This is a genomic window from Pantoea sp. OVA07A, assembly GCF_019969975.1.
Taxonomy (GTDB): Bacteria; Pseudomonadota; Gammaproteobacteria; order Enterobacterales; family Enterobacteriaceae; genus Pantoea; species Pantoea agglomerans.
In genome coordinates this window covers 113,753-137,888 of record NZ_JAHXYM010000004.1, presented here as the reverse complement: position 1 = coordinate 137,888, position 24,136 = coordinate 113,753, and the positions used below count along the sequence as shown (strand labels likewise).

Sequence of the window (24,136 nt, the reverse complement as noted above, 5' to 3'; positions counted from 1 at the left end):
GGCAATGCAACCTGTTTACGGAAAACGGCGCACAAAAGGCGTGATAACCCTGAAAAGATCCAGCCTGAAATGTGGCAGGTTGCACAGCATGCGACGCTGCGCCTGCGAGCGGCATTAAACCAGGTTACACTAGGCGCCACGTTGTGAATTGTGGAAATTGATGCATGGATATTAATGATAAATCACGCATTCAGTGGGCCTGCCGTCGCGGCATGCTGGAACTGGATGTGGCTATTATGCCGTTCTTCAAATTTGAGTATGAGACGCTGAGCGACACCGATAAGCAGGTCTTTGTGGATTTGCTAAAGAGTGACGATCCCGATCTGTTTAACTGGCTGATGAATCACGGTGAGCCAAAGGATCCGGAGCTTAAGCGGATGGTGAACCTGATCCAGCAGCGTAACCATGCTCGCGGCCCGGTGGCAATGTAAGCTGCGGCCCTCTCGTCTGGCGTGCGGGTTAGTCTGCGCCTGGCTGATAGCAGCCGTGACTGGCGTGGTGCTGATGACGCTGCCTGCAGGCGGCTGGCTGGTTAAAGCGCCGATTATTCTGCTGTTGCTGGCTGAGGGCTGGCGCAGCGTTTGGCGATTGATTCAACGGCACGGTACGTTACAGCGGGAAAGCGTCCATTGCTGGATCTGGCAGGGAAAACGCTGGCGGCCAACTCAGCCATTACGCTGGTTACCCGTTGGCGTGCTGCTGGTGGCGAAGAGCGAACAGGGTGCCACGCTGCGCTGGTGGCTGATGCAGGACAATATGCAGCCTGGCGAATGGCGGGCGTTACGCGCCTGCTGCTTCAGCCCGGCGCGGCATTAATGGCAGCAGTGCAGGCAAGAGCGTCTGAAGCCGTTCATCTGCCTGCATTGCGGTTCAATAATGACAGGCAAGAGCGATTAAAGCCGCTCACCTGTTCAGGCTAGGGTTCGACACCGGCAGAAGGGCCGTCAGAGCAGTCCGGCGGTTTCGGTTAACACCTGCTCGCACCACTGCTCAACGCGCTCATCGGTGACCTCGAACTGATTCACATCATCAAGCGCCAGACCCACAAACTGCGAGCCATCGGCACTCAGCGGTTTCGGGCTGGTGAACTCATAGCCTTCAAGCGGCCAGTAGCCAACAAAACGTACCCCCATCGGCTGCAGCAAATCGTGCAGCATGCCGAGCGCATCTAAAAACCACTCGCCATAGCCAATCTGATCGCCCATGCCATACAGTGCGACAATCTTGTTTTGCAGATTCAGCGCGGGCAACTGCGGCCAGATCGCCTCCCAGTCCTCCTGCAACTCACCGAAATCCCAGGTCGGGATGCCCATGATCAGCAAGTCGTACTGCTCCATCAGGCGTGGGTCGTCATCTTTCACGTTATGCAGCGTCACTAACTCTTCGCCAATAAAATCGCGAATTTTCTCCGCTACGATTTCGGTGTAACAGGTACTGGAACCGTAAAAAAGACCGATTTTCATGCAGATAACACTCTGTAAATACTGACTTTGGCGCAATTGTACCAGAAGCGCTGCTGAATCAGGCATAATGAGCATGATTTTACACCAGACGGCGGAGATAACGTGCAGGACAGCGATCTGACAGAACAGTTTCTTGATGCGCTCTGGATTGAACGCAATCTGGCGCAGAACACTCTCTCCTCTTATCGCCAGGACCTCCAGACGCTGACCGGATGGCTGGCGCATCATCAGCTGACGCTGCTTAGCGTGGCGCCGCTGGATCTGCAGCAGTTTCTGGCTGAACGGCTGGAGGGAGGCTACAAGGCGACCAGCTCAGCGCGGCTGCTCAGCGCCATGCGTCGCCTGTTCCAGTATCTTTACCGCGAAAAGCTGCGCCCGGACGATCCCAGCGCGCTGTTGTCAGCACCAAAACTGCCGCAGCGTTTACCGAAAGATCTCAGTGAGGCGCAGGTCGAGCGACTGTTGCAGGCGCCGAATATCGATATCCCGCTGGAGCTGCGCGACAAAGCGATGCTGGAGCTGCTCTACGCCACGGGCCTGCGCGTCTCCGAACTGATTGGCCTGACGCTCAGCGACATCAGCCTGCGCCAGGGCGTTGTCCGGGTTATCGGTAAAGGGGATAAAGAGCGGCTGGTGCCTTTAGGTGAAGAAGCGGTTTACTGGCTGGAGCAATATATGGAACATGGTCGTCCGTGGCTGCTCAACGGTCAGACGCTGGATGTGATGTTTCCCAGTAATCGGGCGCAGCAGATGACGCGCCAGACCTTCTGGCATCGCATCAAGCATTACGCCACGCTGGCGGGGATCGACAGCGAAAAGTTATCACCGCATGTGATGCGCCATGCCTTTGCGACCCATCTGCTGAACCACGGTGCCGATCTGCGTGTCGTACAGATGCTGCTGGGACACAGCGATCTCTCCACCACCCAAATTTATACGCACGTCGCCACTGAGCGCCTGCGTCAGTTGCATCAACAACACCATCCGCGGGCCTGAACCGCGGCGATAAGGACAAAAATGAACAAGCATTTTGCCATGCTGGCTCTTTTAGCCAGCGCCTTTTCCGGTCTCGCACAGGCCGATGACAGCGCCATTCAGCAATCACTTAAAAAGCTTGGTCTGAACCAGACGGAGATCAGCCTGTCACCGCTGCCGGGTTTTAAAACCGTGCTGTCAGAAAGCGGCGTGCTTTACGTGACCGACGACGGCAAACATATGATCCAGGGCCCGCTCTATGACGTCAGCGGCAAACAGCCGGTCAACGTCACCAACCAGCTGCTGGACAAAAAAGTCGAGGCGCTGGTGCCGGAGATGATCGTCTACAAAGCGCCTAAAGAGCAGCACGTGATCACGGTCTTCACCGACATCACCTGTGGCTACTGTCACAAGCTGCACGAGCAGATGGCGGACTACAATGCGCTGGGCATCACCGTGCGCTACCTGGCGTTTCCGCGTGAAGGGCTGAATGGTCAGATTGAACCGGCGATGAAAGCGATCTGGTGCAGCGCTGACCGCAATAAAGCGTTTGATGAGGCGATGAAAGGCAATGCGCCGAAGATGGCCGCACCAGACAGCTGCAAAATCGATATCGCCCAGCACTATAAACTTGGCGTGCTGTTCGGCATTCAGGGCACGCCCGCGATGCTAACTGACAGCGGCATGATGATCCCAGGTTATCAGTCGCCGCAGGAGCTGAAGCAGGTGCTGGACAATCAGAAGCGTGGTGGTTAATCGGTGGTAAAACAGGATGTGGAACTCCGTCGCCGTGAGGTGACGGTTGATGATGCGCTTCCGGCGACGCTGCCGCCGCTGCTGAAACGACTCTATCTGCAACGCGGCGTGCGCGACGCGGCAGAGCTGGAGCGCGGGGCGAAAAACCTGCTGCCGTACCAGTCCTTAAGCGGGATTGAGAGCGCAGTGGAACTGCTGCATCAGGCGCTGCTGGATGAGCGTCGCATTATGGTGGTGGGCGACTTTGATGCCGATGGCGCGACCAGTACCGCGCTGACGGTCATGGCGCTGCGCAGCATGGGCGGCGGCAACGTGCAGTATCTGGTGCCTAACCGCTTTGAAGATGGTTATGGCCTCAGCCCTGAAGTGGTTGAGCAGGCGCGCGCGCGCGGCGCGGCGATGATCCTGACCGTCGACAACGGCATCTCCTCCCACGCCGGCGTTGAATGTGCCCATCAGCACGGGATTCCGGTGCTGATTACCGACCACCACCTGCCGGGCGAGACCTTACCGGCCGCTGAGGCGATCGTTAATCCCAATCTGCCGGACTGCAACTTTCCCTCACGTGCACTGGCGGGCGTGGGCGTTGCGTTCTATCTGATGCTGGCGCTGCGCGCACATCTGCGCACCCAGGGCTGGTTTGGTGCCACCCGCACTGAACCCAATCTGGCGGAGATGCTGGATCTGGTGGCGCTCGGCACGGTTGCCGACGTGGTGCCGCTCGACGTCAACAACCGCATTCTGGTGTGGCAGGGACTCAGCCGCATCCGGGCTGGAAAATGCCGGCCAGGCATCCGGGCGCTGCTGGAGATTGCTAATCGCGATGCGCGTCAGATGGCGGCCAGCGATCTCGGCTTTGCGCTGGGGCCACGGCTCAATGCCGCAGGCCGGCTTGACGATATGTCGGTGGGCGTGGCGCTGTTAATGACTGAGGATCTCAGTCAGGCACGGATGTTAGCCAGTGAGCTGGACGCGCTGAACCAGACGCGCAAAGAGATAGAGCAGGGCATGCAGAGCGAAGCGCTGGCGCTGTGTCAGGCGCTGGAGCGTGAGCAGAGCGATCTACCGCTGGGGCTGGCCTTTTATCATCCCGAATGGCATCAGGGGGTGGTGGGGATCCTCGCCTCCCGTCTGAAAGAGCGTTTCCATCGTCCGGTGATTGCCTTTGCTCCGGCGGGCGACGGCACGCTGAAAGGCTCAGGCCGCTCAATTGCCGGTCTGCATCTGCGCGACGCGCTGGAGCGTCTGGATACGCTGAATCCCGGCCTGATGCTGAAGTTTGGCGGTCATGCCATGGCGGCAGGCTTATCACTGGAAACCGCACGCTACGAGGAGTTTCGTCAGCGCTTTGCCGATCTGGTCGGTGAGTGGCTGGATGGCGAATCTCTGCAGGGCATCATCTGGTCAGATGGCGCGTTGCAGCCGCAGGAGTTTTCGCTGCAGACCGCTGAGATGCTGCGCGAAGCGGGGCCCTGGGGCCAGGCGTTCCCGGAACCCGCTTTTGACGGCAAATTTAAGCTGCTGCAACAGCGGCTGGTGGGCGAGCGACATCTGAAAGTGATGGTCGAACCGCTGGACGGCGGTCCGCTGATCGACGGGATCGCCTTTAATGTCGATACCACCCTGTGGCCCGACAGCAGCATTCGCCAGGTCGAGCTGGCCTATAAGCTGGATATCAATGAGTATCGTGGTAACCGCTCGGTACAGCTGATCATTGACCATATCTGGCCGCTTTGATTTTTATAAGGCGCGCGCGTCTCCGGTCACGGCAGAGGCGCGTCAGCCTGTTTTTTCCCTGCGTTAACCTGCTGTGCGAGCGGTTGTCGTCGCAGCCCGATAAGCAAATGCAACGCGTCACGCCGCCCCGGCATCAGCCCGCTGTCTCAGCGCTACAATCTGCCGCCAGTTTCGGGTAAACTTGTGCGTTAAATTTCCTGTCCCATCGAACATAAGAAAGACGCTAAAGCCATGTTTGAAATCAACCCGGTCAAAAACCGTATTCAGGACCTCAGTGAGCGCAGCGACGTTCTTCGGGGGTATCTTTGACTACGATGCCAAGAAAGAACGCCTCGAAGAAGTAAACGCCGAGCTGGAACAGCCCGATGTCTGGAACGAACCTGAGCGTGCTCAGGCGCTGGGCAAAGAGCGCTCCTCGCTGGAAGCGATCGTGCAGACGCTGGATCAGATGTCGCAGGGCCTGGAAGATGTGCAGGGTCTGCTTGAACTGGCGGTAGAAGCGGAAGACGAAGAGACTTTCGACGAAGCGGTTGCCGAGCTGGATGTCCTTGAGGGCAAGCTGGGCGAGCTGGAATTCCGCCGCATGTTCTCTGGCGAGTATGACAGCGCCGACTGCTACATCGATCTGCAGGCGGGTTCCGGCGGCACCGAAGCGCAGGACTGGGCCAGCATGCTGATGCGTATGTATCTGCGTTGGGCTGAAGCCAAAGGCTTCAAAACCGAAATTATCGAAGAGTCTGAAGGTGAAGTTGCAGGCATTAAATCTGTGACCATTCGCGTGTCAGGCGACTATGCCTTTGGCTGGTTGCGCACCGAAACGGGCGTGCATCGCCTGGTGCGTAAGAGCCCGTTTGACTCCGGCGGCCGTCGTCACACCTCATTCAGCTCCGCCTTTATCTATCCGGAAGTGGATGACGATATTGATATCGATATCAACCCAGCCGATCTGCGCATTGACGTCTATCGTGCGTCAGGGGCGGGCGGCCAGCACGTTAACCGGACGGAATCTGCGGTACGTATTACCCATATTCCAACCGGTACCGTCACCCAGTGTCAGAATGACCGTTCTCAGCACAAGAACAAAGATCAGGCGATGAAGCAGATGAAAGCGAAGCTGTACGAGCTTGAGATGCAGAAGAAAAACGCTGAGAAACAGGCGCTGGAGGACAATAAGTCCGACATCGGCTGGGGAAGTCAGATCCGTTCTTACGTTCTCGATGATGCACGCATCAAAGATCTGCGCACCGGCGTAGAGACGCGTAACACCCAGGCGGTGCTGGACGGCGACCTGGATCGATTCATTGAAGCTAGTTTAAAAGCAGGGTTATAAGGAACCGACATGTCTGAACAACAACCGCAGAGCGCTGATGCCGCCGTTGAGTTAAATAACGAACTGAAAGCGCGTCGCGAAAAGCTGAGCGTGCTGCGTGCAAATGGCGTGGCGTTTCCTAACGATTTTCGTCGTGACAGTCTCTCAAACCAGCTGCATGAGAGCTATGGCGAGAAGAGCAACGAAGAGCTTGAAGATCTCGGCATCGAAGTCAGCGTTGCCGGACGTATGATGACCCGTCGCATTATGGGTAAAGCCTCTTTCGTGACCCTGCAGGATGTGGGTGGCCGGATTCAGCTTTACGTCTCGCGTGACGATCTGGCTGAAGGCATCTATAACGAGCAGTTCAAAAAGTGGGATCTCGGCGATATCCTGGGCGCGCGCGGCAAACTGTTCAAAACCAAAACCGGCGAACTGTCGATTCACTGTTCTGAACTGCGCCTGCTGACCAAAGCACTGCGTCCGCTGCCGGACAAGTTCCACGGCCTGGCCGATCAGGAAACGCGCTACCGTCAGCGTTACCTTGATCTCATCGCCAACGAGGAGTCGCGTAACACCTTCAGAATTCGTTCGCAGATCATGGCCGGCATTCGCCAGTTCATGGTGGGCCGCGACTTTATGGAAGTGGAAACCCCGATGATGCAGGTGATCCCTGGCGGCGCGTCTGCGCGTCCGTTCATCACCCATCACAATGCGCTGGATATCGACATGTATCTGCGTATCGCTCCAGAGCTTTATCTGAAGCGTCTGGTGGTGGGCGGATTCGATCGCGTGTTCGAGATCAACCGTAACTTCCGCAACGAAGGTATTTCGCCACGTCATAACCCAGAGTTCACCATGATGGAACTCTATATGGCTTATGCGGATTACAAAGATCTGATCGAGCTGACCGAAAGCCTGTTCCGTACGCTGGCGCAGGATGTGCTGGGCAGCACCGTGGTGCCTTACGGCGAGCAGGAGTTTGATTTCGGTAAGCCGTTTGAAAAACTGACCATGCGTGAAGCGATCAAGAAATACCGTCCGGAAACGGATCTGGCCGATCTGGAAGACTTTGATAAAGCGGTGGCGATTGCTCAATCACTGCACATCAAGGTTGAGAAAAGCTGGGGTCTGGGCCGTGTCGTAACCGAAATCTTCGAAGAGACCGCAGAAGCGCATCTGATTCAGCCGACCTTCATCACTGAATATCCGGCTGAAGTCTCTCCGCTGGCCCGTCGTAACGACGAGAACCCGGAAATCACCGATCGCTTTGAGTTCTTCATTGGCGGTCGTGAAATCGGTAACGGCTTCTCCGAGCTGAACGATGCGGAAGATCAGGCTGAGCGTTTCCTGCAGCAGGTGAATGCCAAAGATGCTGGCGACGACGAAGCGATGTTCTACGACGAAGACTATGTCACCGCACTGGAGCACGGTCTGCCGCCAACCGCCGGTCTGGGTATCGGTATTGACCGTATGGTGATGCTGTTTACCAACAGCCACACTATCCGCGATGTGATTCTGTTCCCGGCACTGCGTCCAGGCAGCAAGTAATCGTTATGAGTCGCTGTCAGGCCTGATCTTCAGGCCTGACAGCGTGATGACAAAGCCGAATCAGAGTGAATTTGGCAGCAACTGATAAACTCACGGCACAGGGAACACGGTCAGAAGAGGAAAGCGTCCCGCGCCATGGATGGCGTGGGCCGAGCGGTCATGGATGACAGTTTTTGCGTCTTTCCGATCTGACCGTGTTACCTGTGCAGGCTCGGTCTTACAGCGAACCAGGCCCGACTTTGTCACCAAGCTTAAGGCCGGAAATTCCGGCCTTTTTTACATCTGTTCGTTCAGCAGATATCAGGATTTAATCGCCTGATCCAGCCATGTCTGAAATCGCGAGTAAGGCACATAGAGCGCAACGTTCTTATAGAGTGTCTTACCGCTGACATTGTCGTTGATGTTATTGCTGTAGCCAATAATCACGCCCGCCAGCGTATCGTCAGAGGCGTTATAGACTGCGCCGCCCGACATCCCTTTGACCACACCCGCATTCGCCGCCACCACGACGCAGTCTGATTTGTTCCAGCTGTTCGCCAGCGTGGTATTGATCAGGTTCTGCCCGCTGGAACTGACCGGCATGGCCGAAATAAAACTGTAGCCGTAGAGATTGACCTGATCGCCGATGTGGCTGTTACGAAAGTTGGGTGGCAGGTTCATTTCGCTGTTTTTATGGTAGACCACGGCCAGATCGCATTGCGGATGCCAGGCTTTGACCCGGTAAAGCGAAAACTTTGCCACATGTGCGGCGGTCAGGCTGTACTCCGGCGTCAGTGGGATGGTGGTACCGAGCGTGCCTAAACCCAGCACGGTGGGAATGCCGGTCACGGTCATATCCACCCGTTTTTCAGCTTCTTTACTGTACTCATAATGACCTACCGAGCAACCGGTTAAGCCAAACACCATTAAGGCTATGAGTCGTTGCATTCTCTCTCCCTGCGTCAGAAGTTGATCACATCACCTGGCAATTGATTAGGGATATATCGGCAACGTTAAGGATTTATTAATTAAATACGCACTAAAAAGCGTAACGGGTTCGCGGGAAATGACAACCTGACCCTGGGTCATGTGCGCTTTAACGGGCTTAGCCAGCAGGCTGACAAAGCCATTTGTTCCGGCAAAGCGGCAGATTATTGCGCCCCCGGCAATAATCCTTTGCTGCGCGCAGGCTATGTCGCGCATCAGCACTGTGCTGTAATGCTCACCGTGACGCAGATCAAATTTTAATAAGCGTCGAGGGGCTGCACGTCTGTGCAGTTCACCTGCAAATGATATTGGGAGAGTGTTATGCCTGTAGCATTAATGGCGCTGGCGTTGAGTGCGTTCGCCATCGGGACCACCGAGTTTGTCATTATGGGATTGCTGCCGGAGGTGGCGCGTGACCTTCAGGTGTCGATTCCGTCGGCGGGCTGGCTGATCAGCGGTTACGCGCTGGGCGTGGCGATAGGTGCGCCGATTATGGCGCTGCTCACCGCCAGGCTGCCGCGTAAAAAAACGCTGATTCTGCTGATGGTGATATTTATTGTCGGCAACCTGCTGTGTGCGCTGGCTTACAACTATAACCTGCTGATGCTGGCACGCATCGTCACCGCGCTTTGTCACGGTGCCTTCTTCGGTATTGGCGCGGTGGTCGCCGCCAGTCTGGTACCAGCCGGTCGTCAGGCTTCCGCTGTCGCACTGATGTTCACCGGACTGACCTTAGCCAACGTGCTGGGCGTTCCGCTGGGGACCAGTTTCGGACAGATGTTTGGCTGGCGAGCCACCTTCTGGGGCGTGGCTGTGATTGGCGTGCTGGCGTTTATCGCCCTGATCGTGAGTCTGCCCAACAATAAACAGGAAAAGCCGGTTCACCTGGCGAGTGAAATTGGGGCACTGGCCAACGGGAAACTGTGGCTGTCGCTGCTGATGACGGTGTTCTTTGCCGCGGCGATGTTTGCGCTGTTCAGCTACATTGCGCCGCTGCTGCTAGAGGTGACGGGCATCAGCGATCGCGGCGTCAGCTGGACGCTGTTCCTGATTGGCGCAGGCCTGACGGTCGGTAACATTCTTGGCGGCAAACTGGCCGACTGGAAAGTCTCCTTTAGCCTGATCCTCAGCTTCTCCCTGATCGCCATCTTCTCGCTGCTGTTCAGCTGGACCAGCCATGCGCTGTGGCTGGCAGAGATCACCCTGTTCCTGTGGGCGATGGCGACCTTTGCGACGGTGCCGGGCCTGCAGATCAACGTGGTACGTCATGGCAAAGAGGCGCCTAACCTGGTCTCAACCCTGAACATTTCGGCGTTTAACGTGGGCAATGCGCTGGGTGCCTGGGTCGGCGGTGCGGTGATTGGCCGTGGATATGGCCTGACGGCGGTGCCGGTTGCTGCCGCTGCGCTGGCGGCAATCGGCCTGCTGATCTGTCTGATCACCTTCCGCAAATCGGGCCGCGCAACCGCCAGGGTTCGCGCTTAAGCCAGGCGGGCGGCGATGCGTGCCGGAAAGTCAGCCACCTGCCGTTGCAGATGGCTGACAAAGGCATCGACCAGCGCCGATGCAGGGCGGTGCTGCGGCCTCACCAGGCTGACGGTAAACGGAACCGCCACGCTGAACTTACGCATCACCACACCGCTGTCGGCGTAATCCAGCGCCGTCAGCGGATTCACAATTGAAATGCCCACGCCCGCTCTGACCATGGCGCACACCGAAGCGGCACTGTGCGTCTCCATCACCAGCCGCCGCTCGACGCCCTGCTCATGAAACAGCGCATCCAGCAACTGACGATAGCTGTCACTGCGCGACAGGCTCACATACTGTTCGCCCGCAAAATCGTGCGGCGTCAGCTCTGAACGCTGACTCAGAGGGTGATGCTGAGGCAATACACACACTTCATCGCAGGTCAGCAGGGCGAGACGGTCAGTGCCGGCCGGAGCGTGCTGGGTTTCGGTTAAGCCGATATCGTAGCGCTGTGCTGACAGCCACTCCTCCAGCAGCGGCGACTCCTGCGGAATCACATTCAGGCTCACATCCGGGTAGCGCTGTAAAAAGGGCTGACACAGTGGTGGCAGCAGTGACTGCGAAAAAACGGGCAGACAGGCGATCGACAGCTCACCCTGACGGAACTGGCGCAGCCCTTCAGCCGCTTCCATGATGCGATCCAGTCCGTACCAGGATCGCTGCACCTCTTCGAAAAGACGCAATCCCTGCACCGTCGGTTGCAGGCGACCACGAACCCGTCCGAACAACTCTAATCCCAGCTGCTGCTCCAGGCGTGCCAGCTCCCGGCTCACCGTCGGCTGTGAGGTGTGCAGCAGTGTCGCGGCCTGGGTCAGATTGCCGCTGGTCATCACCGCGTGAAAGATCTCGATATGCCGCCAGTTAATGTTCGCCACGCACCCTTCCTATATCCATTCTGCATAGATGCTATTAAAACAGATATTTTTCGCTATGACACGATTCTGGCTTAATGCAGCTATTGCCACAGGAGAATTGCCATGCCACGTTCCTTACAGAGTACCGAAACCGCACTCAGCGCCGCTAACCTGCTGCCGCTGGCACGCCGCTACGCCGGGCCATTCTGGGCTTATGATGCGCAGATTATTCAGGCGCGTATTGCCCAGCTGCAGGCATTTGATGTGGTGCGCTTTGCGCAGAAGGCCTGCTCGAATACGCATATCCTGCGCCTGATGCGCGCAGCAGGCGTGAAAGTGGACTCGGTATCGCTGGGTGAGATCGAACGTGCGCTGGCCGCGGGTTACCAGCCCGGCGGTGATGAGATCGTCTTTACCGCGGATCTGTTCGATCAGCCGACGCTGGAGCGGGTGACCGCGTTAAAGGTGCCGGTTAATGCCGGATCGATCGATATGCTGCATCAGCTCGGCGCGGTCTCACCGGGACATGCGGTGTGGCTGCGGGTCAATCCTGGTTTTGGTCACGGCCACAGTCAGAAAACCAATACCGGTGGCGAAAACAGCAAGCACGGTATCTGGCACGCCGATTTAGCCGAGGCGCTGGCGGCGATTAAGCAGCACGGCTTGCAACTGGTGGGCATTCATATGCATATCGGCTCAGGCGTCGATTATGCGCATCTGAAGCAGGTCTGTGATGCGATGGTCGAACTGGTGATGGCGTCGGGTCAGGATCTGACCGCGATCTCTGCGGGCGGCGGCCTCTCTGTGCCTTATCGCTATGGCGAAGAGGCGATCGATACCGATCACTATTTCGGCCTGTGGGATGCAGCGCGGCAGCGTATCGCTCAGCATCTGGGTCACGCGATAAAGCTGGAGATCGAACCGGGCCGTTTCCTGGTGGCCGAGGCCGGTGTGCTGGTCTCTCTGGTACGGGCGGTTAAGTCGATGGGCAGCCGTCACTTCGTGCTGGTCGATGCCGGTTTCAGTGACCTGATGCGTCCCTCCATGTATGGCAGCTATCACCATATCTCGCTGATGGCGGGCGATGAGCGGGCCATTGATGAGCAGCAGACTATCGACACCGTGGTCGCTGGCCCGCTGTGCGAATCGGGTGATGTCTTTACCCAGCTGGAGGGCGGCATGGTCGAACCACGCGCGATTCCGGCGGCAAAGGTTGGCGATTACCTGGTGTTTCACGACACCGGAGCTTACGGTGCATCCATGTCTTCTAACTACAACAGCCGTCCGCTGATCCCGGAAGTGCTGTTTGAGCAGGGCCAGCCGCGCGAGATCCGCCGCGCGCAGACTATTGAGTCGCTACTGGCACTGGAAAACAGCTAATCACCTCACTCGGGCGGCCAGCGCGCCGCCTGTCAGCCATAGATCTCTTTGCGCAGCATGACCAGCTCCTCTGCCAGCTCGCGGCACAGCATTGCATTCATCAGATGATCCTGCGCATGCACCAGAATCAGCGTGACCGGCAATTTTCCGCTTCCCTCGTCTGCACCAATCAACGCGGTCTGAATTTTATGTGCCGCTTTTGCCGCGGTATCTGAAGCTGCCAGCGCCGCGTCAGCCCCGGTCCAGTCGCGTTTGCGCGCACACTGAATCGCCATCATCGCCGACGAACGGGCTTCCCCTGCATTGATCAGCAATTCCATCATGGTCTGTTCGTAATCCATAACGCCTCCGCTATTGGTATGCCAAATTGGCCGTTTTAATCATACTGGAATGCCAATAAGCGTTTCCGGGAGGCTCGTCACAGAAAAAACCGAGGGGATTCGTCATTTTGGTATGCCACTAACAGGGAAGACCACGACGATTACAGGAATACCGATCTTACATCTCTGAGGGTTGATCATGTCTCTACAGGACCGCCTTATCGATTCCCTGGGCAGCTTTGCTACCCGCTTTAACAGTTATCGCTACATCATGGCGATTAAAGCCTCATTCATTACCCTGATGCCGGTGATCATTGTTGGCGCCTTCTCGGTATTGATCTCTAACATGGTGCTGGACAGCAAAAATGGCCTTGCCAGCTTTGCCGCCCTGGCTTTTTTAGCTGACCTCAAGCCCATCACCAGCAGTATCAATTACGCCACGCTCAGCTTTCTCAACATTGGTGCGGTGTTCCTGATTGGTATTGAGCTTGGGCGCATCAACGGTATAAAAACGCTGTTTCCCGGCCTGCTGGCGATCATCTGCTTTGTATCCGTAACGCCGACCACCTTACAGATGATGGTCGATGGGCAGATGCACCTGGTCACCGACGTGCTGGCCAAACAATTCTCCGATACCAAAAGCCTGTTTCTCGGCATGTTTATCGCCATTCTGTCGGTAGAGATTTACTGCCGCCTCGAACAGGTTGAACGGCTGAAAATCAAAATGCCCGACACGGTGCCGCCCAACGTGGCCGCCTCTTTCTCCGCGCTGATCCCCTCAATCATCACCGTGACGCTGATAGCGACTTTTGGCTTTATCTTCCATCGCGTCACCGGCATGTACCTTTACGACGCGGTATACCAGGTGGTGCAGCAGCCGCTGGAGTCGGTGGTGCAGAGCCTGTGGGGCATTCTGATTCTGATGTTCGTTGCCCAGCTGTTCTGGGTGATTGGTATTCACGGCAATCAGATGGTGAAGCCGATCCGTGAGCCGCTGTTGCTGGGCGCGATTATGGTCAACATGACCGCTTTTGAGCAGGGAAAAGAGGCACCGAACATTATCACCATGCCGTTCTGGGATGTTTATATGAGCATCGGCGGCTCCGGCCTGACCATCGGGCTGCTCACCGCCGTGATGCTGGCAACGCGACGCAAAGAGATGCGTGAAATCGCCAAACTGTCGTTCGGGCCAGGCATTTTCAATATCAACGAGCCGGTTATATTTGGTATGCCGATTATGCTTAACCCGATACTGGCTATCCCTTTCATCATCACACCGCTAGTGACAGGTTCTATCGGCTACTTCGCTACGGTGATGGGATTTGCCGGGAAAGCCGTGGTGATGGTGCCATGGACCACGCCTCCGATTATCAATGCCTGGCTGTCAACGGCCGGATCGATGGGTGCGGTGGTGACGCAGATCGTCTGCATTCTGGTGTCAGTACTTATCTATCTGCCATTTGTGAAAGTCGCAGCCCGCCGCGCGGATGCAGCAGAAGCAGCGGAAGCAAAGAGCCTGCAACCTGAGCTGAACCCCAACCGAACGGAGGTGTTATGAGTCGTCAGACTGTCCATATACCTGAGAATTTCATTCTGGGAGCTGCTGCCTCCGCCTGGCAGACGGAAGGCTGGAGCGGAAAAAAAGCGGGGCAGGACTCCTGGCCTGATGCCTGGTATCAGCAGGATCGTCACGTCTGGCACAACGGCTACGGCCCGGCGGTTGCCACCGACTTTATCAACCGCTTTAGTGAGGATGTGGCGCTAATGAAGGCCAGCGGGCTGACCCACTACCGCACTTCAATCAACTGGTCGCGTTTCCTGATCGATTACGAAACCGCTACGGTCGATGAGGAATACGCGGCTTACTATGACCGGCTGATTGATGAAATGCAGCGCCAGGGCATTGAACTGATGCTCTGTCTGGAGCATTACGAGCTGCCCGCCACGCTGCTGGCGCAGTATGGCGGCTGGCAGTCAAAGCATGTGGTTGAACTCTTTATCCGCTATGTCGAACAGGTGTTTAAACGCTATGCCGGTCGGGTCACGCGCTGGTTTGTGTTTAACGAGCCGATTGTGGTGCAGACCCGCGTCTATCTCGACGCGCTGCGCTGGCCTTATGAGCAGAACACCCATAAATGGATGCAGTGGAACCACCACAAGAATCTCGCGACCGCCCGGGTAGTGCAGCTGTTCCGCGCGGCAGGCTATGCTGGTCGCATTGGTACCATACTCAATCCGGAAGTCACCTATCCGCGATCGTCAGCCCCGCACGACCAGAAGGCGGCGCATATTTATGACCTGTTCTACAACCGGGTGTTTCTCGATCCCGCCATTAAAGGCGAGTATCCGGCGGAGCTGCTGGCGCTGCTTGATAAGCATCAGATTGAGTGGGAAACCACCCCGGAAGAGCTGGCGATTATTGCCGCCAATACCGTCGATGAAGTCGGGCTTAATCTCTACTATCCGCATCGCGTCAAGGCACCGTCCCGCGCCTGGCATCCCGAGACTCCCTTTCATCCCGCCTGGTATTACGAACACTTTGAACTGCCGGGGCGGCGGATGAACCCTTCGCGCGGCTGGGAAATTCAGCCTGAAATTATCTGGGATATGGCGCAGCGGATGCGCGATGAGTACGGCAATATCCCGTGGATTGTGGCGGAAAGCGGTATGGGAATTGAGAACGAAGCGCAGTTCAAAAATGCCGACGGGGAGATTCAGGACGATTACCGCATCGCGTTTATCAGCGAGCACCTGCATCAGGCGATACGCGCCAGTCAGGCGGGTATTAACTGTCAGGGCTACATGCTGTGGGCGTTTACCGACAATGTCTCGCCAATGAATGCCTTTAAAAATCGCTATGGTCTTATCGAAATCGACTTAGATAAGCAGCGTCAACGCCGTATGAAGAAATCTGCCCACTGGTTCCGTACGCTGCGCGACACGCAGCAATTTACCCTGTGGCTTGATGATGAGCCAAAATAACGCGAGGAAACGAGCATGAAACGAATTGTTCTGGCCTGTGCTGCGGGCATGTCGACCTCAATGGTGGTGACGCGGATGGAAAAGGAGGCTGCCGCTCGCGGACTGGCATTTCAGATCTACGCCATTCCGGAGCAAAATCTGCGTGAAGAGCTGCAAAACTACGGCAACGAGGTGGTGGTTGTGCTGCTGGGGCCACAGGTGCGCTTCAAACTGGAGGAGAACAGAAAACTCACCGACAGCTATCAGTTGCCCATCGCGGTGATCGATACGGTTGCTTACGGCACGCTGAATGGTGCAAAGGTACTCGATCAGGCGCTGGCTTTGATACACTGAGCCCCAGTTTGCGAGCCAGCCTCTCCGGTTCGCGGGCATTGTCGCGCAGGGAACCGCGGCAATGCCGTTAGCGCATTGATTGCAAAGGGTGACAGTGTGGACAAAGCCGAAGCGCCGCAAGAAAAAAAGCAGTATCAGGAAATTGGTCAGCACCTGCGTCAGCAGATCTGTGACGGGCACTATCCGGTGGGATCGCGCCTGCCGCCTGAACGTCAGCTGGCTGAAACCTGGGGCGTCAGCCGGACCATCGTGCGCGAGGCATTATTGATGCTGGAGCTGGAAGGTACGGTGGATATCCGCCAGAGCTCCGGCGTCTATGTGATGCGTATTCCTTCCGCCAGTGATGATGAAGAAGAGGCCTTCTTCCGCAGCGACGTTGGCCCGTTTGAAATGCTACAGGCACGTCAGTTGCTGGAGAGCAATATTGCAGCCTTTGCCGCAAAAATGGCGACCAAAGCGGACATTGAAAATCTGCGCCGAACGCTGGAACAGGAGCAGCGTGCTATTGCCGCCAACGACAGCAGTCAGGACAACGACAAGTTGTTTCATCTGCTGCTGGCGGGTGCCAGTCAGAATCAGATGCTGCTCGATACCGTCACCAGTATCTGGCGACATCATGAAAGCAGCCCGCTCTGGCAGCAGCTGCGCCCGCAGTTTGAAACCCGCGCCTATCGCCTGAAGTGGCTCGGCGATCACCAGACTATTTTGGCCGCACTGCGTCGGCGTGATGTGATGGGGGCCTGGCAATCTACCTGGCAGCACCTTGAGAACGTCAAGAATACGCTGCTGGAGCTTTCCGACGCCGATGCGCCTGACTTTGATGGCTACCTGTTTGATTCAGTCCCGATCTTTCAGGGGAAACTGATGTGATTGAGATTGTATCGCTCAGCGATGCCCCCCAATTTGCCGATCAGATCATCGACTGGCAGTGGCGCGCATTTGGTGAAGCCACCAGCCGGGCGTTCTTTGCCAGTGTGGTGAACAGCAGCCTTATCGGTGCTGATTTTCCGGTGACTTTCGTTGCCGTGGAGGCGGGCAGGGCAGTCGGCACGGTGGGATTCTGGCGCTGCGACCTGATCAGCCGTCAGGATCTTTTCCCCTGGCTGGCGGCGCTCTATATTGATGAGTCGGTGCGCGGCAAAGGTGTCAGTGAAGCACTGCAGCAGCATGTCATCGCCTATGCGCAGGCACAGGGCTATCCACGGCTGTGGTTATGGTCAACGTTTGGGGGCTACTACGAACGTTATGGCTGGCTGCCACAGGGCGAAGCGCTGGAGTATCCCGCTAAGCCGGTAAAACTCTATTATCGCGACCTGTAAGTGATGCCAGCCGCCACGCGGCAGCTGGCAACAGAACGCTCAGGGAGCCGGATAAGTATAACGACGGTGGATCGCCTCAATGCCTTCCAGGATCTCTGCATTTAAGGTCAGATTGAAGCTGTCGATATTGATCTGCAACTGTTCAGGCGTAGTGGCGCCCAGCAGCGTGCTGGCCACAAACGGCTGCTGACGCACATAGGCCAGGGCCATCTGCGACGGGTCGATCTGATGCTGCTGAGCCAGTGCTACATATTCGGCAATCGCCTTTTGTGACTGCTCGCCGCTGTAGCGGGTAAAGCGGCTGAACAACGTGTTGCGTGCACCCGCAGGCTGTGCGCCATTCAGGTATTTACCGCTCAGCGTACCAAACGCCAGGCTGGAATATGCCAGCAGCTCTACGCCTTCATGCTGGCTGATTTCGGCCAGACCCACTTCAAAGCTGCGGTTCAGCAGGCTGTAGGGATTCTGAATGCTGATAATGCGCGGCAGCTCATGCTTCTCCGCCAGTTGCAGATAGCGCATCACGCCCCACGCGGTTTCGTTCGACACCCCGATATAGCGAATCTTACCAGCGCGCACCTGTTCGGTCAGCGCTTCCAGCGTCTCCAGCAGCGTCACCTGAGCAGTGGTTTCGCTGTACTGATAGCCGAGCTTGCCAAAATAGTTGGTCTGACGCTGTGGCCAGTGCAGCTGGTAGAGATCAAGGTAGTCAGTATTCAGGCGTTTCAGGCTGGCATCGAGTGCTGCGCGGATGTTTTTACGGTCCAGCGCCATATCCGGGCGAATCGACGCATCATTGCCACGTGAAGGGCCGGCCACTTTACTGGCCAGAATGATTTTGTCGCGGCTGCCGCGCTGTTTAAGCCAGCTGCCAATATATTGTTCGGTCAGACCCTGGGTTTCCGGACGCGGGGGCACCGGATACATCTCGGCAGTATCAATAAAGTTGATGCCGGAACGGATAGCTAAATCCAGTTGAGCATGGGCGTCGGCTTCGCTGTTCTGTTCGCCAAACGTCATGGTGCCCAACCCCAGCTGACTCACTTCCAGCGTGCTGTGGGGAATACGATGATAGTGCATTGCCAGCTTCCTTTTCTTTATGGAATGGAATGTTGTGTCCTCAGGGACTATAGCGCGAGCAATGGCGGGGAAGGAAGGGGGAAAAGTCGGGGAAATCACCTGCCAGCCGGGAATCGGTGGCAGGTGATTAAATCGGGCACTTAACGTTCAATGATCGTAGAAACCTCATCGCTGTTAATCTGCACCATATGACCCGTCTGGTCAGTGTACTCCACCAGGCCGGTCTCTTTATCAATGCTCGGCTTGCCTTCGGTCATGATCATCCGGCCATCTTTGGTCGCCATGACATAATCAGAACTGCATCCACTTAAGAATGCGGCGGTTACCATCACCAGTGCTACTCCTGCCAACCCTTTCATCACGCCTAATCCTCACAAATGGTCAAGTGCAAACAGTGTAGTAATAAATGGTTTTGCCGGCAGGGTTAATCGTATGAATCTGAAAATAACCGGGCGAGCAGGCTCGCCCTTGACTTTATCAGGCGTGCTTTTTCTTACTGCGCATCAGGTTAAGACACTCAACCGCCATTGAGAAGAACATAGCGAAATAAATGTAACCTTTTGGTACGTGGACCGCAAAACTCTCCAGGATCAGGGTGAAACCGACCAGAATCAGGAAAGAGAGAGCCAGCATTTTCACTGACGGATGGCGGTCAACAAACTCACCGATCGCGCGCGCAGCGAACATCATCATCAGCACGGCAATAACCACCGCCGCCATCATAATGAACAGATGATCGGAGAGGCCGATGGCCGTGATCACCGAGTCGAGGCTGAAAATAATGTCGAGCATCATGATCTGTACAATCGCACCCAGGAAGGAATGGACGCGGGTGTTGTGTTCGCCTTCGCTGCCTTCGATCGTTTCATGGATCTCCATGCTCGATTTCCACAGCAGGAACAGTCCGCCAAACAGCAGAATCAGATCGCGCGCCGAGAACGCATGATCCATCAGCGTAAAGAGCGGGTTAGTCAGACGGGCAACCCACGCGATAGAAGCCAGCAGGCCAAGACGCATCAGCATCGCGCCCATCAGACCAATGCGACGTGCGCTGGCTTGCTGGTGTTTTGGCAGTTTAGCGACCACCAGCGACAGGAAAATGATGTTATCAATACCCAGCACCACCTCAAGGATGGTCAGGGTGCCCAGCGCCAGCCAGGCGTTGGGATCGGAAATCCACTCAAACATACCGACATTTAATCCTAAACGAAAAGTAAACGGCGATTATACGCATTCATTTCGCCGATCTCCCACAAAATTGCGACACATCAACGCGGGTGGCGACGTTCAGAGGAGAAAATGACGCGCCAGCAGGGGCCCGGTGAAGCTTTTCTTCAGGTAGAAACCGCGCGGCAGCGTCATGATTGGCTGGCCCTGATCGCCGATTCCTTCTGTCAGCGCTTTGCTATTGGCGGCTTTGGGCCGTATTTGCAGCCAGGCACCATGTCGCGCGGTAATCTGCTCTACGCGACCCAGCACAATCATATCCATCAGCTCTTCCCAGTCCTGCCGCAGCATCTCATCTTCTTCCGCATCGGGGCTCCATAACAGCGGCGCGCCGACACGGCGTTCCCGCAGCGGAATCTCACGTCCGCCTTCAACCGGGATCCACAATACCCGCGCCAGCTTGTGGCGCACATGGCTGGTGAGCCAGGTCACGCCGCTGTTGCCGGTCAGAGGTGCCACGCAGACAAAGGTGGTTTCCAGCGGCTTACCCTGCGCATCAATCGGGATAGTTTTCAGTTCGATACCCAGATGGGCAAAGTCCTGCTCCGCTTTGCTGCCTGCGCTGGCACCAAGATGCCACTCCAGCAGCATGCCGACCCAGCCCTTGTCGCGTTTGAGATCCGCAGGCATGGGCAGACCGGCGCGCGCGGCCAGGGTTTCCAGGGTTAAACCGGCTAAATCCTGCGCGCGTGCCAGCAGGCTGGCTTCATCTTCAGGTGGTCCTGGCTGGTAACTCATGGTGAATACTCGCAATGATTAAAATTTGTACAGCAGCGGGTGAGTCACGTTTCTCACATAAATAATCCGCGTCAGGGATCGATAATAACATGATAGATCGTGCTTTTTTTAGCAGATTGCACGCTCGCCGCCCCAGGTGCTTCAGGGTTATCCCAGCTTACCCGCAACAATGAACAGGATCTCCAGCCCGGTTATCCACAGAAAAATGGGATAACCACCGTCTGAGTGCGGTACTGGTTCCATTTACAGCCTTGACTTTTCACGATCTGGCCATAATTTCGCCGCTCTGGCCTAACCCTGAGCGATTATCTGTGGATAAAAAGCAGTGTGCTTACATTTTAAGCAATTGTCAGTTGCCATGAAAATATTCACTGTTTATAAAAGATTTACCGGTAAGGTTTTCGATTTAATTTCATTAAAAATCAGATGGATGTGTTGCTTGCTCATTTTGGCTCTTCAGCGCGCACGGAAAAGGTTATTCAGATAACTCCCGCGTTCTGCACAAAGCTATCCACAGAAAAGGTGAATAAGATCTATCTTTTTCTCGGTCATTGTTTATAACTTTGCCATTTTCTGTGAGTTATCCCGGCGATGATGGCTTAACCCCCCATGAATCCAGTGGTTTACCGCCTGTAAGGAGTGTGAAACAATCAGCTCATTCAAGTTTTGCTTTGAGGTAGTCCGGTGATCGATGATGATGGCTACCGCCCGAATGTTGGTATCGTAATCTGTAACCGGCAGGGACAAGTGTTATGGGCCAGGCGCTTTGGACAGCACTCCTGGCAATTTCCTCAGGGAGGCATCAATCCCGGTGAAACCGCAGAACAGGCGATGTATCGCGAACTGTTCGAAGAAGTCGGATTACACCGGAAAGATGTTCGAATACTTGCTTCTACCCGTAACTGGTTACGTTACAAGTTGCCAAAACGTTTGGTGCGTTGGGACACAAAGCCGGTATGTATCGGCCAGAAACAAAAGTGGTTTCTTCTGCAGTTAATGTGTAATGACGCGGATATCAATGTGCAGCACAGCAGCACGCCCGAGTTCGATGGCTGGCGCTGGGTCAGTTTCTGGTATCCGGTGCGTCAGGTTGTCTCCTTTAAGCGCGACGTTTATCGTCGGGTGATGAAGGAATTCGCTGGCGTGGTGATGTCTATGCAGGAGAGTGCGGGGCAGCGAAATAATCCTGCCCATCGACGTAAGAGAGGATAGGCCACGCCCTTTATGCTCACTCAGTTGCGCGAAATTGTAGAAAAAGTGGCGAGTGCGCCGCGTCTCAATGAAGCACTCGACATCCTGGTTAATGAGATCTGTCTGGCGATGGATACGGAAGTCTGTTCCGTTTACCTCGCCGACCACGATCGTCACTGCTACTACCTGATGGCGACGCGCGGACTTAAAAAACCGCGTGGCCGCACCGTGACCCTGGCGTTTGACGAGGGGATCGTCGGTTTAGTAGGCCGTCTGGCCGAACCGATTAACCTTGCTGACGCCCAGAGTCATCCCAGCTTTAAATATATCCCCGCAGTGAAAGAGGAGCGCTACCGCTCCTTCCTCGGCGTGCCGATTATCAGCCGTCGCCAGTTACTGGGCGTGCTGGTGGTACAGCAGCGCGAGCACCGTCAGTTTGATGAAAGCGAAGAGTCGTTTCTGGTCACCCTTGCCACCCAGATGGCGGCATTGCTGTCGCAGTCGCAGATGGCTCAACTATTTGGTCAGTTCCGGCAGACGCGGGTGCGCGCAATTGCAGCTGCGCCTGGCGTGGCGGTGGCACCGGGCTGGGTGGATGAGACGCAGCCACTGCTCGATCAGGTTTCGGCTGCCTCAACGCTGGATGTTCATCGCGAACGTGAGCGTCTGTCGCTCGCCATGAGCGAAGCCACCAGTGAATTTCGTCGCTTCAGTAAACGCTTCAGCGCCAGCGCTCAGAAAGAGAGTGCGGCCATTTTCGACCTTTACTCTCACCTGTTAACCGATGCCCGACTGAAAAAAGATCTGTTCGACGAGATCGAACGCGGATCGGTCGCCGAATGGGCAGTGAAACAGGTGATCGAGAAGTTTGCTGAACAGTTTGCCAGCCTGACGGACACCTACCTGCGTGAACGCGCAGGCGATCTGCGGGTGCTGGGTCAGCGCCTGCTGTTTCACCTTGACGATACGCTGGTCGGGACCAATGCCTGGCCGGAACGCTTTGTGCTGGTGGCCGATGAGCTGACCGCCACCACTTTAGCTGAGCTGCCGCATGAGCGGCTGGCGGGCGTGGTGGTGCGTGACGGCGCAGCCAACTCCCATGCGGCGATTCTGACGCGCGCGATGGGGATCCCGACGGTCATGGGCGCTGACATCCAGCCTCATCAGCTCAACAAACGTTTGCTGATCGTCGATGGGTATCGCGGTGAGCTGTTGATCGATCCCGAGCCGGTGCTGGTGCAGGAGTACCAGCGTTTGATCAGCGAAGAGAATGCGCTGAGCAAAATGGCGGAAGGCGTGGTCGATCAGCCCGGTGAGTTGAAAAGCGGCGAGCGCGTGCAGGTGATGCTGAATGCCGGCTTAAGCCCGGAGCATGAGCAGACGCTGGGCAACTGGGTGGATGGCATCGGTCTCTACCGCACCGAAATTCCGTTTATGCTGCAGAACGGCTTCCCGTCGGAAGAGGAGCAGGTGGCACAGTATCAGGGCATGTTACAGCTGTTTCACAACAAGCCTGTGACGCTGCGTACCCTGGATGTGGGGGCAGATAAACAGCTACCCTACATGCCTATCAGTGAAGAGAATCCCTGTCTGGGCTGGCGCGGCATCCGCCTGACGCTTGACCAGCCGGAAATTTTCCTGGTGCAGGTGCGCGCGATGCTGCGTGCCAACGCCGCATCCGGCAACCTCAGTATTCTGCTGCCGATGATCAGCCATATCGATGAGATCGACGAAGCGAAAAAGCTGATCGATCGCGCAGGACGCGAAGTCGAAGAGATGCTGGGCTATACGATCCCCGCGCCGCGCATCGGCATCATGATTGAAGTGCCGTCGATGCTGTTTATGATCCCGCATCTGGCGTCAAGGGTCGATTTTGTCTCGGTTGGCACCAACGATCTGACCCAGTATCTGCTGGCGGTGGATCGCAACAACACCCGCGTGGCCAATCTCTACGACTCGCTGCATCCGGCGATGCTGCGTGCACTGAATACGATTGCGCAGGAAGCCCGTCTGGCCAATCTGGAATTGTGCCTGTGTGGTGAAATGGCCGGCGATCCAATGTGCGTGGCGCTGCTGGTCGGGCTGGGGTATCACCATCTCAGCATGAACGGCAAAAACGTACCACGGGTGAAATACCTGCTGCGCCATCTGGATCACGAAGAAGCGCAGCAACTCAGCGAGCAGGGGATGAATGCTCATACCGCCACTGAGGTTCGTCATCTGGTCTCGACCTTTATGGAGCGTCGCGGGCTGGGTGGATTAATCCGCGGCGGTCGCTAAGCGCTACTTCAGGCTATTTTATTTGCCATTCTGGCCCTGGGCAGTGCTCACACAGGCTGCTTTAGCAACCTGAACGCCCGTCAGGGCGGCCCTGAAGGGGCGAGCACAGCGAGTAATCCTCACGTACTACGTGTACGCTCCGGTTGTT

The 24,136-nt window shown here is 56.3% G+C and carries 25 protein-coding genes; 16 read left to right on the top strand and 9 right to left on the bottom strand.

From position 1 onward, the window contains the following. Positions 1-164: 164 nt before the first annotated feature. Together sdhE and LC417_RS14390 are read left to right on the top strand one after the other, a co-directional pair. On the top strand, positions 165-431 hold the full coding sequence (sdhE, locus tag LC417_RS14395; RefSeq protein ID WP_010248781.1) for an FAD assembly factor SdhE: 267 nt from the start codon (positions 165-167) through the stop codon (positions 429-431). Further along, the gene (locus LC417_RS14390; protein WP_010671050.1) at positions 406-816 is read left to right on the top strand and encodes a protein YgfX; all 411 of its coding nucleotides are present in this window, start codon (positions 406-408) and stop codon (positions 814-816) included. The genes sdhE and LC417_RS14390 overlap by 26 nt, the downstream gene beginning before the upstream one ends. Positions 817-944: 128 nt before the next feature. Here the strand turns inward: LC417_RS14390 and fldB are convergent, their stop codons facing one another. Continuing rightward, positions 945-1,463 carry a flavodoxin FldB gene (fldB, locus tag LC417_RS14385; RefSeq protein ID WP_010248777.1) on the bottom strand — a complete coding sequence of 173 codons (519 nt, stop codon included), beginning with the start codon at positions 1,461-1,463 and terminating at the stop codon, positions 945-947. A 102-nt stretch (positions 1,464-1,565) separates the two neighbouring features. On the opposite strand from fldB, the gene xerD reads away from it, so the two are divergent. The 5 genes from xerD (at position 1,566) to lysS (ending at position 7,791) form a co-directional block, all read left to right on the top strand. Continuing rightward, positions 1,566-2,459, top strand: a complete 894-nt coding sequence (xerD, locus tag LC417_RS14380; protein ID WP_010248689.1) for a site-specific tyrosine recombinase XerD — start codon at positions 1,566-1,568, stop codon at positions 2,457-2,459. 21 nt (positions 2,460-2,480) lie between these two features. After that, positions 2,481-3,194, top strand: coding sequence for a bifunctional protein-disulfide isomerase/oxidoreductase DsbC (gene dsbC, locus LC417_RS14375; RefSeq protein ID WP_223566066.1), 714 nt, complete (start codon positions 2,481-2,483; stop codon positions 3,192-3,194). A 3-nt stretch (positions 3,195-3,197) separates the two neighbouring features. Continuing rightward, entirely contained in the window at positions 3,198-4,931 is a 1,734-nt protein-coding gene (recJ, locus tag LC417_RS14370; protein WP_223566065.1) for a single-stranded-DNA-specific exonuclease RecJ, read from the top strand. 231 nt (positions 4,932-5,162) lie between these two features. Then, positions 5,163-6,261 (top strand): peptide chain release factor 2 gene (gene prfB / locus LC417_RS14365; RefSeq protein ID WP_099257461.1). Its coding sequence is split into 2 segments (ribosomal slippage): positions 5,163-5,237 and positions 5,239-6,261, totalling 1,098 coding nucleotides; the frame shifts between segments, so codons are not numbered across the junction. A 9-nt stretch (positions 6,262-6,270) separates the two neighbouring features. Further along, positions 6,271-7,791, top strand: a complete 1,521-nt coding sequence (lysS, locus tag LC417_RS14360; RefSeq protein WP_010248682.1) for a lysine--tRNA ligase — start codon at positions 6,271-6,273, stop codon at positions 7,789-7,791. 300 nt (positions 7,792-8,091) lie between these two features. On the opposite strand, the gene LC417_RS14355 is transcribed toward lysS, so the two are convergent. Both LC417_RS14355 and LC417_RS14350 read right to left on the bottom strand, forming a co-directional pair. Further along, the gene (locus LC417_RS14355) at positions 8,092-8,718 is read right to left on the bottom strand and encodes a serine protease (protein WP_029519406.1); all 627 of its coding nucleotides are present in this window, start codon (positions 8,716-8,718) and stop codon (positions 8,092-8,094) included. Between the two features lie 45 nt (positions 8,719-8,763). Continuing rightward, entirely contained in the window at positions 8,764-8,973 is a 210-nt protein-coding gene (locus LC417_RS14350) for a hypothetical protein (RefSeq protein WP_223566064.1), read from the bottom strand. Positions 8,974-9,078: 105 nt separating this feature from the next. Here LC417_RS14350 and LC417_RS14345 point away from each other — a divergent pair, with 105 nt between their 5' ends. After that, on the top strand, positions 9,079-10,242 hold the full coding sequence (locus LC417_RS14345; protein ID WP_033785642.1) for an MFS transporter: 1,164 nt from the start codon (positions 9,079-9,081) through the stop codon (positions 10,240-10,242). Here LC417_RS14345 and LC417_RS14340 read toward each other — a convergent pair. Continuing rightward, on the bottom strand, positions 10,239-11,159 hold the full coding sequence (locus tag LC417_RS14340; RefSeq protein WP_010248675.1) for a LysR family transcriptional regulator: 921 nt from the start codon (positions 11,157-11,159) through the stop codon (positions 10,239-10,241). The two genes, LC417_RS14345 and LC417_RS14340, sit on opposite strands and share 4 nt — an antisense overlap. A 102-nt stretch (positions 11,160-11,261) precedes the next feature. Here LC417_RS14340 and lysA point away from each other — a divergent pair, with 102 nt between their 5' ends. Then, positions 11,262-12,518, top strand: coding sequence for a diaminopimelate decarboxylase (gene lysA / locus LC417_RS14335; protein WP_223566063.1), 1,257 nt, complete (start codon positions 11,262-11,264; stop codon positions 12,516-12,518). A gap of 32 nt (positions 12,519-12,550) precedes the next feature. On the opposite strand, the gene LC417_RS14330 is transcribed toward lysA, so the two are convergent. Continuing rightward, entirely contained in the window at positions 12,551-12,859 is a 309-nt protein-coding gene (locus LC417_RS14330; RefSeq protein WP_010671044.1) for a PTS lactose/cellobiose transporter subunit IIA, read from the bottom strand. A gap of 178 nt (positions 12,860-13,037) precedes the next feature. On the opposite strand from LC417_RS14330, the gene LC417_RS14325 reads away from it, so the two are divergent. From LC417_RS14325 to LC417_RS14305, 5 genes are all read left to right on the top strand, one after another. Beyond that, positions 13,038-14,396, top strand: a complete 1,359-nt coding sequence (locus LC417_RS14325) for a PTS sugar transporter subunit IIC (protein ID WP_010248669.1) — start codon at positions 13,038-13,040, stop codon at positions 14,394-14,396. Then, entirely contained in the window at positions 14,393-15,820 is a 1,428-nt protein-coding gene (locus tag LC417_RS14320) for a glycoside hydrolase family 1 protein (RefSeq protein ID WP_223566062.1), read from the top strand. Before LC417_RS14325 ends, LC417_RS14320 begins: the two co-directional genes overlap by 4 nt. 15 nt (positions 15,821-15,835) lie before the next feature. Next, on the top strand, positions 15,836-16,153 hold the full coding sequence (locus tag LC417_RS14315; RefSeq protein ID WP_010248665.1) for a PTS sugar transporter subunit IIB: 318 nt from the start codon (positions 15,836-15,838) through the stop codon (positions 16,151-16,153). A 96-nt stretch (positions 16,154-16,249) separates the two neighbouring features. Further along, positions 16,250-17,023 (top strand): FCD domain-containing protein, encoded by a 774-nt coding sequence (locus LC417_RS14310; protein WP_136196863.1) that lies wholly within the window; start codon positions 16,250-16,252, stop codon positions 17,021-17,023. Next, on the top strand, positions 17,020-17,472 hold the full coding sequence (locus LC417_RS14305; RefSeq protein ID WP_022623821.1) for a GNAT family N-acetyltransferase: 453 nt from the start codon (positions 17,020-17,022) through the stop codon (positions 17,470-17,472). Before LC417_RS14310 ends, LC417_RS14305 begins: the two co-directional genes overlap by 4 nt. Before the next feature lie 39 nt (positions 17,473-17,511). On the opposite strand, the gene LC417_RS14300 is transcribed toward LC417_RS14305, so the two are convergent. From LC417_RS14300 to mutH, 4 genes are all read right to left on the bottom strand, one after another. Beyond that, the gene (locus LC417_RS14300; RefSeq protein ID WP_010248659.1) at positions 17,512-18,552 is read right to left on the bottom strand and encodes an NADP(H)-dependent aldo-keto reductase; all 1,041 of its coding nucleotides are present in this window, start codon (positions 18,550-18,552) and stop codon (positions 17,512-17,514) included. A 140-nt stretch (positions 18,553-18,692) separates the two neighbouring features. Next, positions 18,693-18,911, bottom strand: a complete 219-nt coding sequence (locus LC417_RS14295) for a YgdI/YgdR family lipoprotein (RefSeq protein WP_003853956.1) — start codon at positions 18,909-18,911, stop codon at positions 18,693-18,695. Positions 18,912-19,029: 118 nt separating this feature from the next. Further along, complete coding sequence (locus LC417_RS14290) at positions 19,030-19,740, bottom strand: TerC family protein (RefSeq protein WP_010248654.1); 711 nt, start codon at positions 19,738-19,740, stop codon at positions 19,030-19,032. A 99-nt stretch (positions 19,741-19,839) separates the two neighbouring features. Then, positions 19,840-20,517 (bottom strand): DNA mismatch repair endonuclease MutH, encoded by a 678-nt coding sequence (gene mutH, locus LC417_RS14285; RefSeq protein WP_010248652.1) that lies wholly within the window; start codon positions 20,515-20,517, stop codon positions 19,840-19,842. Positions 20,518-21,201: 684 nt separating this feature from the next. On the opposite strand from mutH, the gene rppH reads away from it, so the two are divergent. Beyond that, the gene (rppH, locus tag LC417_RS14280; protein WP_009087042.1) at positions 21,202-21,729 is read left to right on the top strand and encodes an RNA pyrophosphohydrolase; all 528 of its coding nucleotides are present in this window, start codon (positions 21,202-21,204) and stop codon (positions 21,727-21,729) included. Between the two features lie 12 nt (positions 21,730-21,741). Beyond that, positions 21,742-23,988 (top strand): phosphoenolpyruvate--protein phosphotransferase, encoded by a 2,247-nt coding sequence (gene ptsP, locus LC417_RS14275; protein WP_010248647.1) that lies wholly within the window; start codon positions 21,742-21,744, stop codon positions 23,986-23,988. The last annotated feature ends 148 nt before the right edge of the window (positions 23,989-24,136 follow it).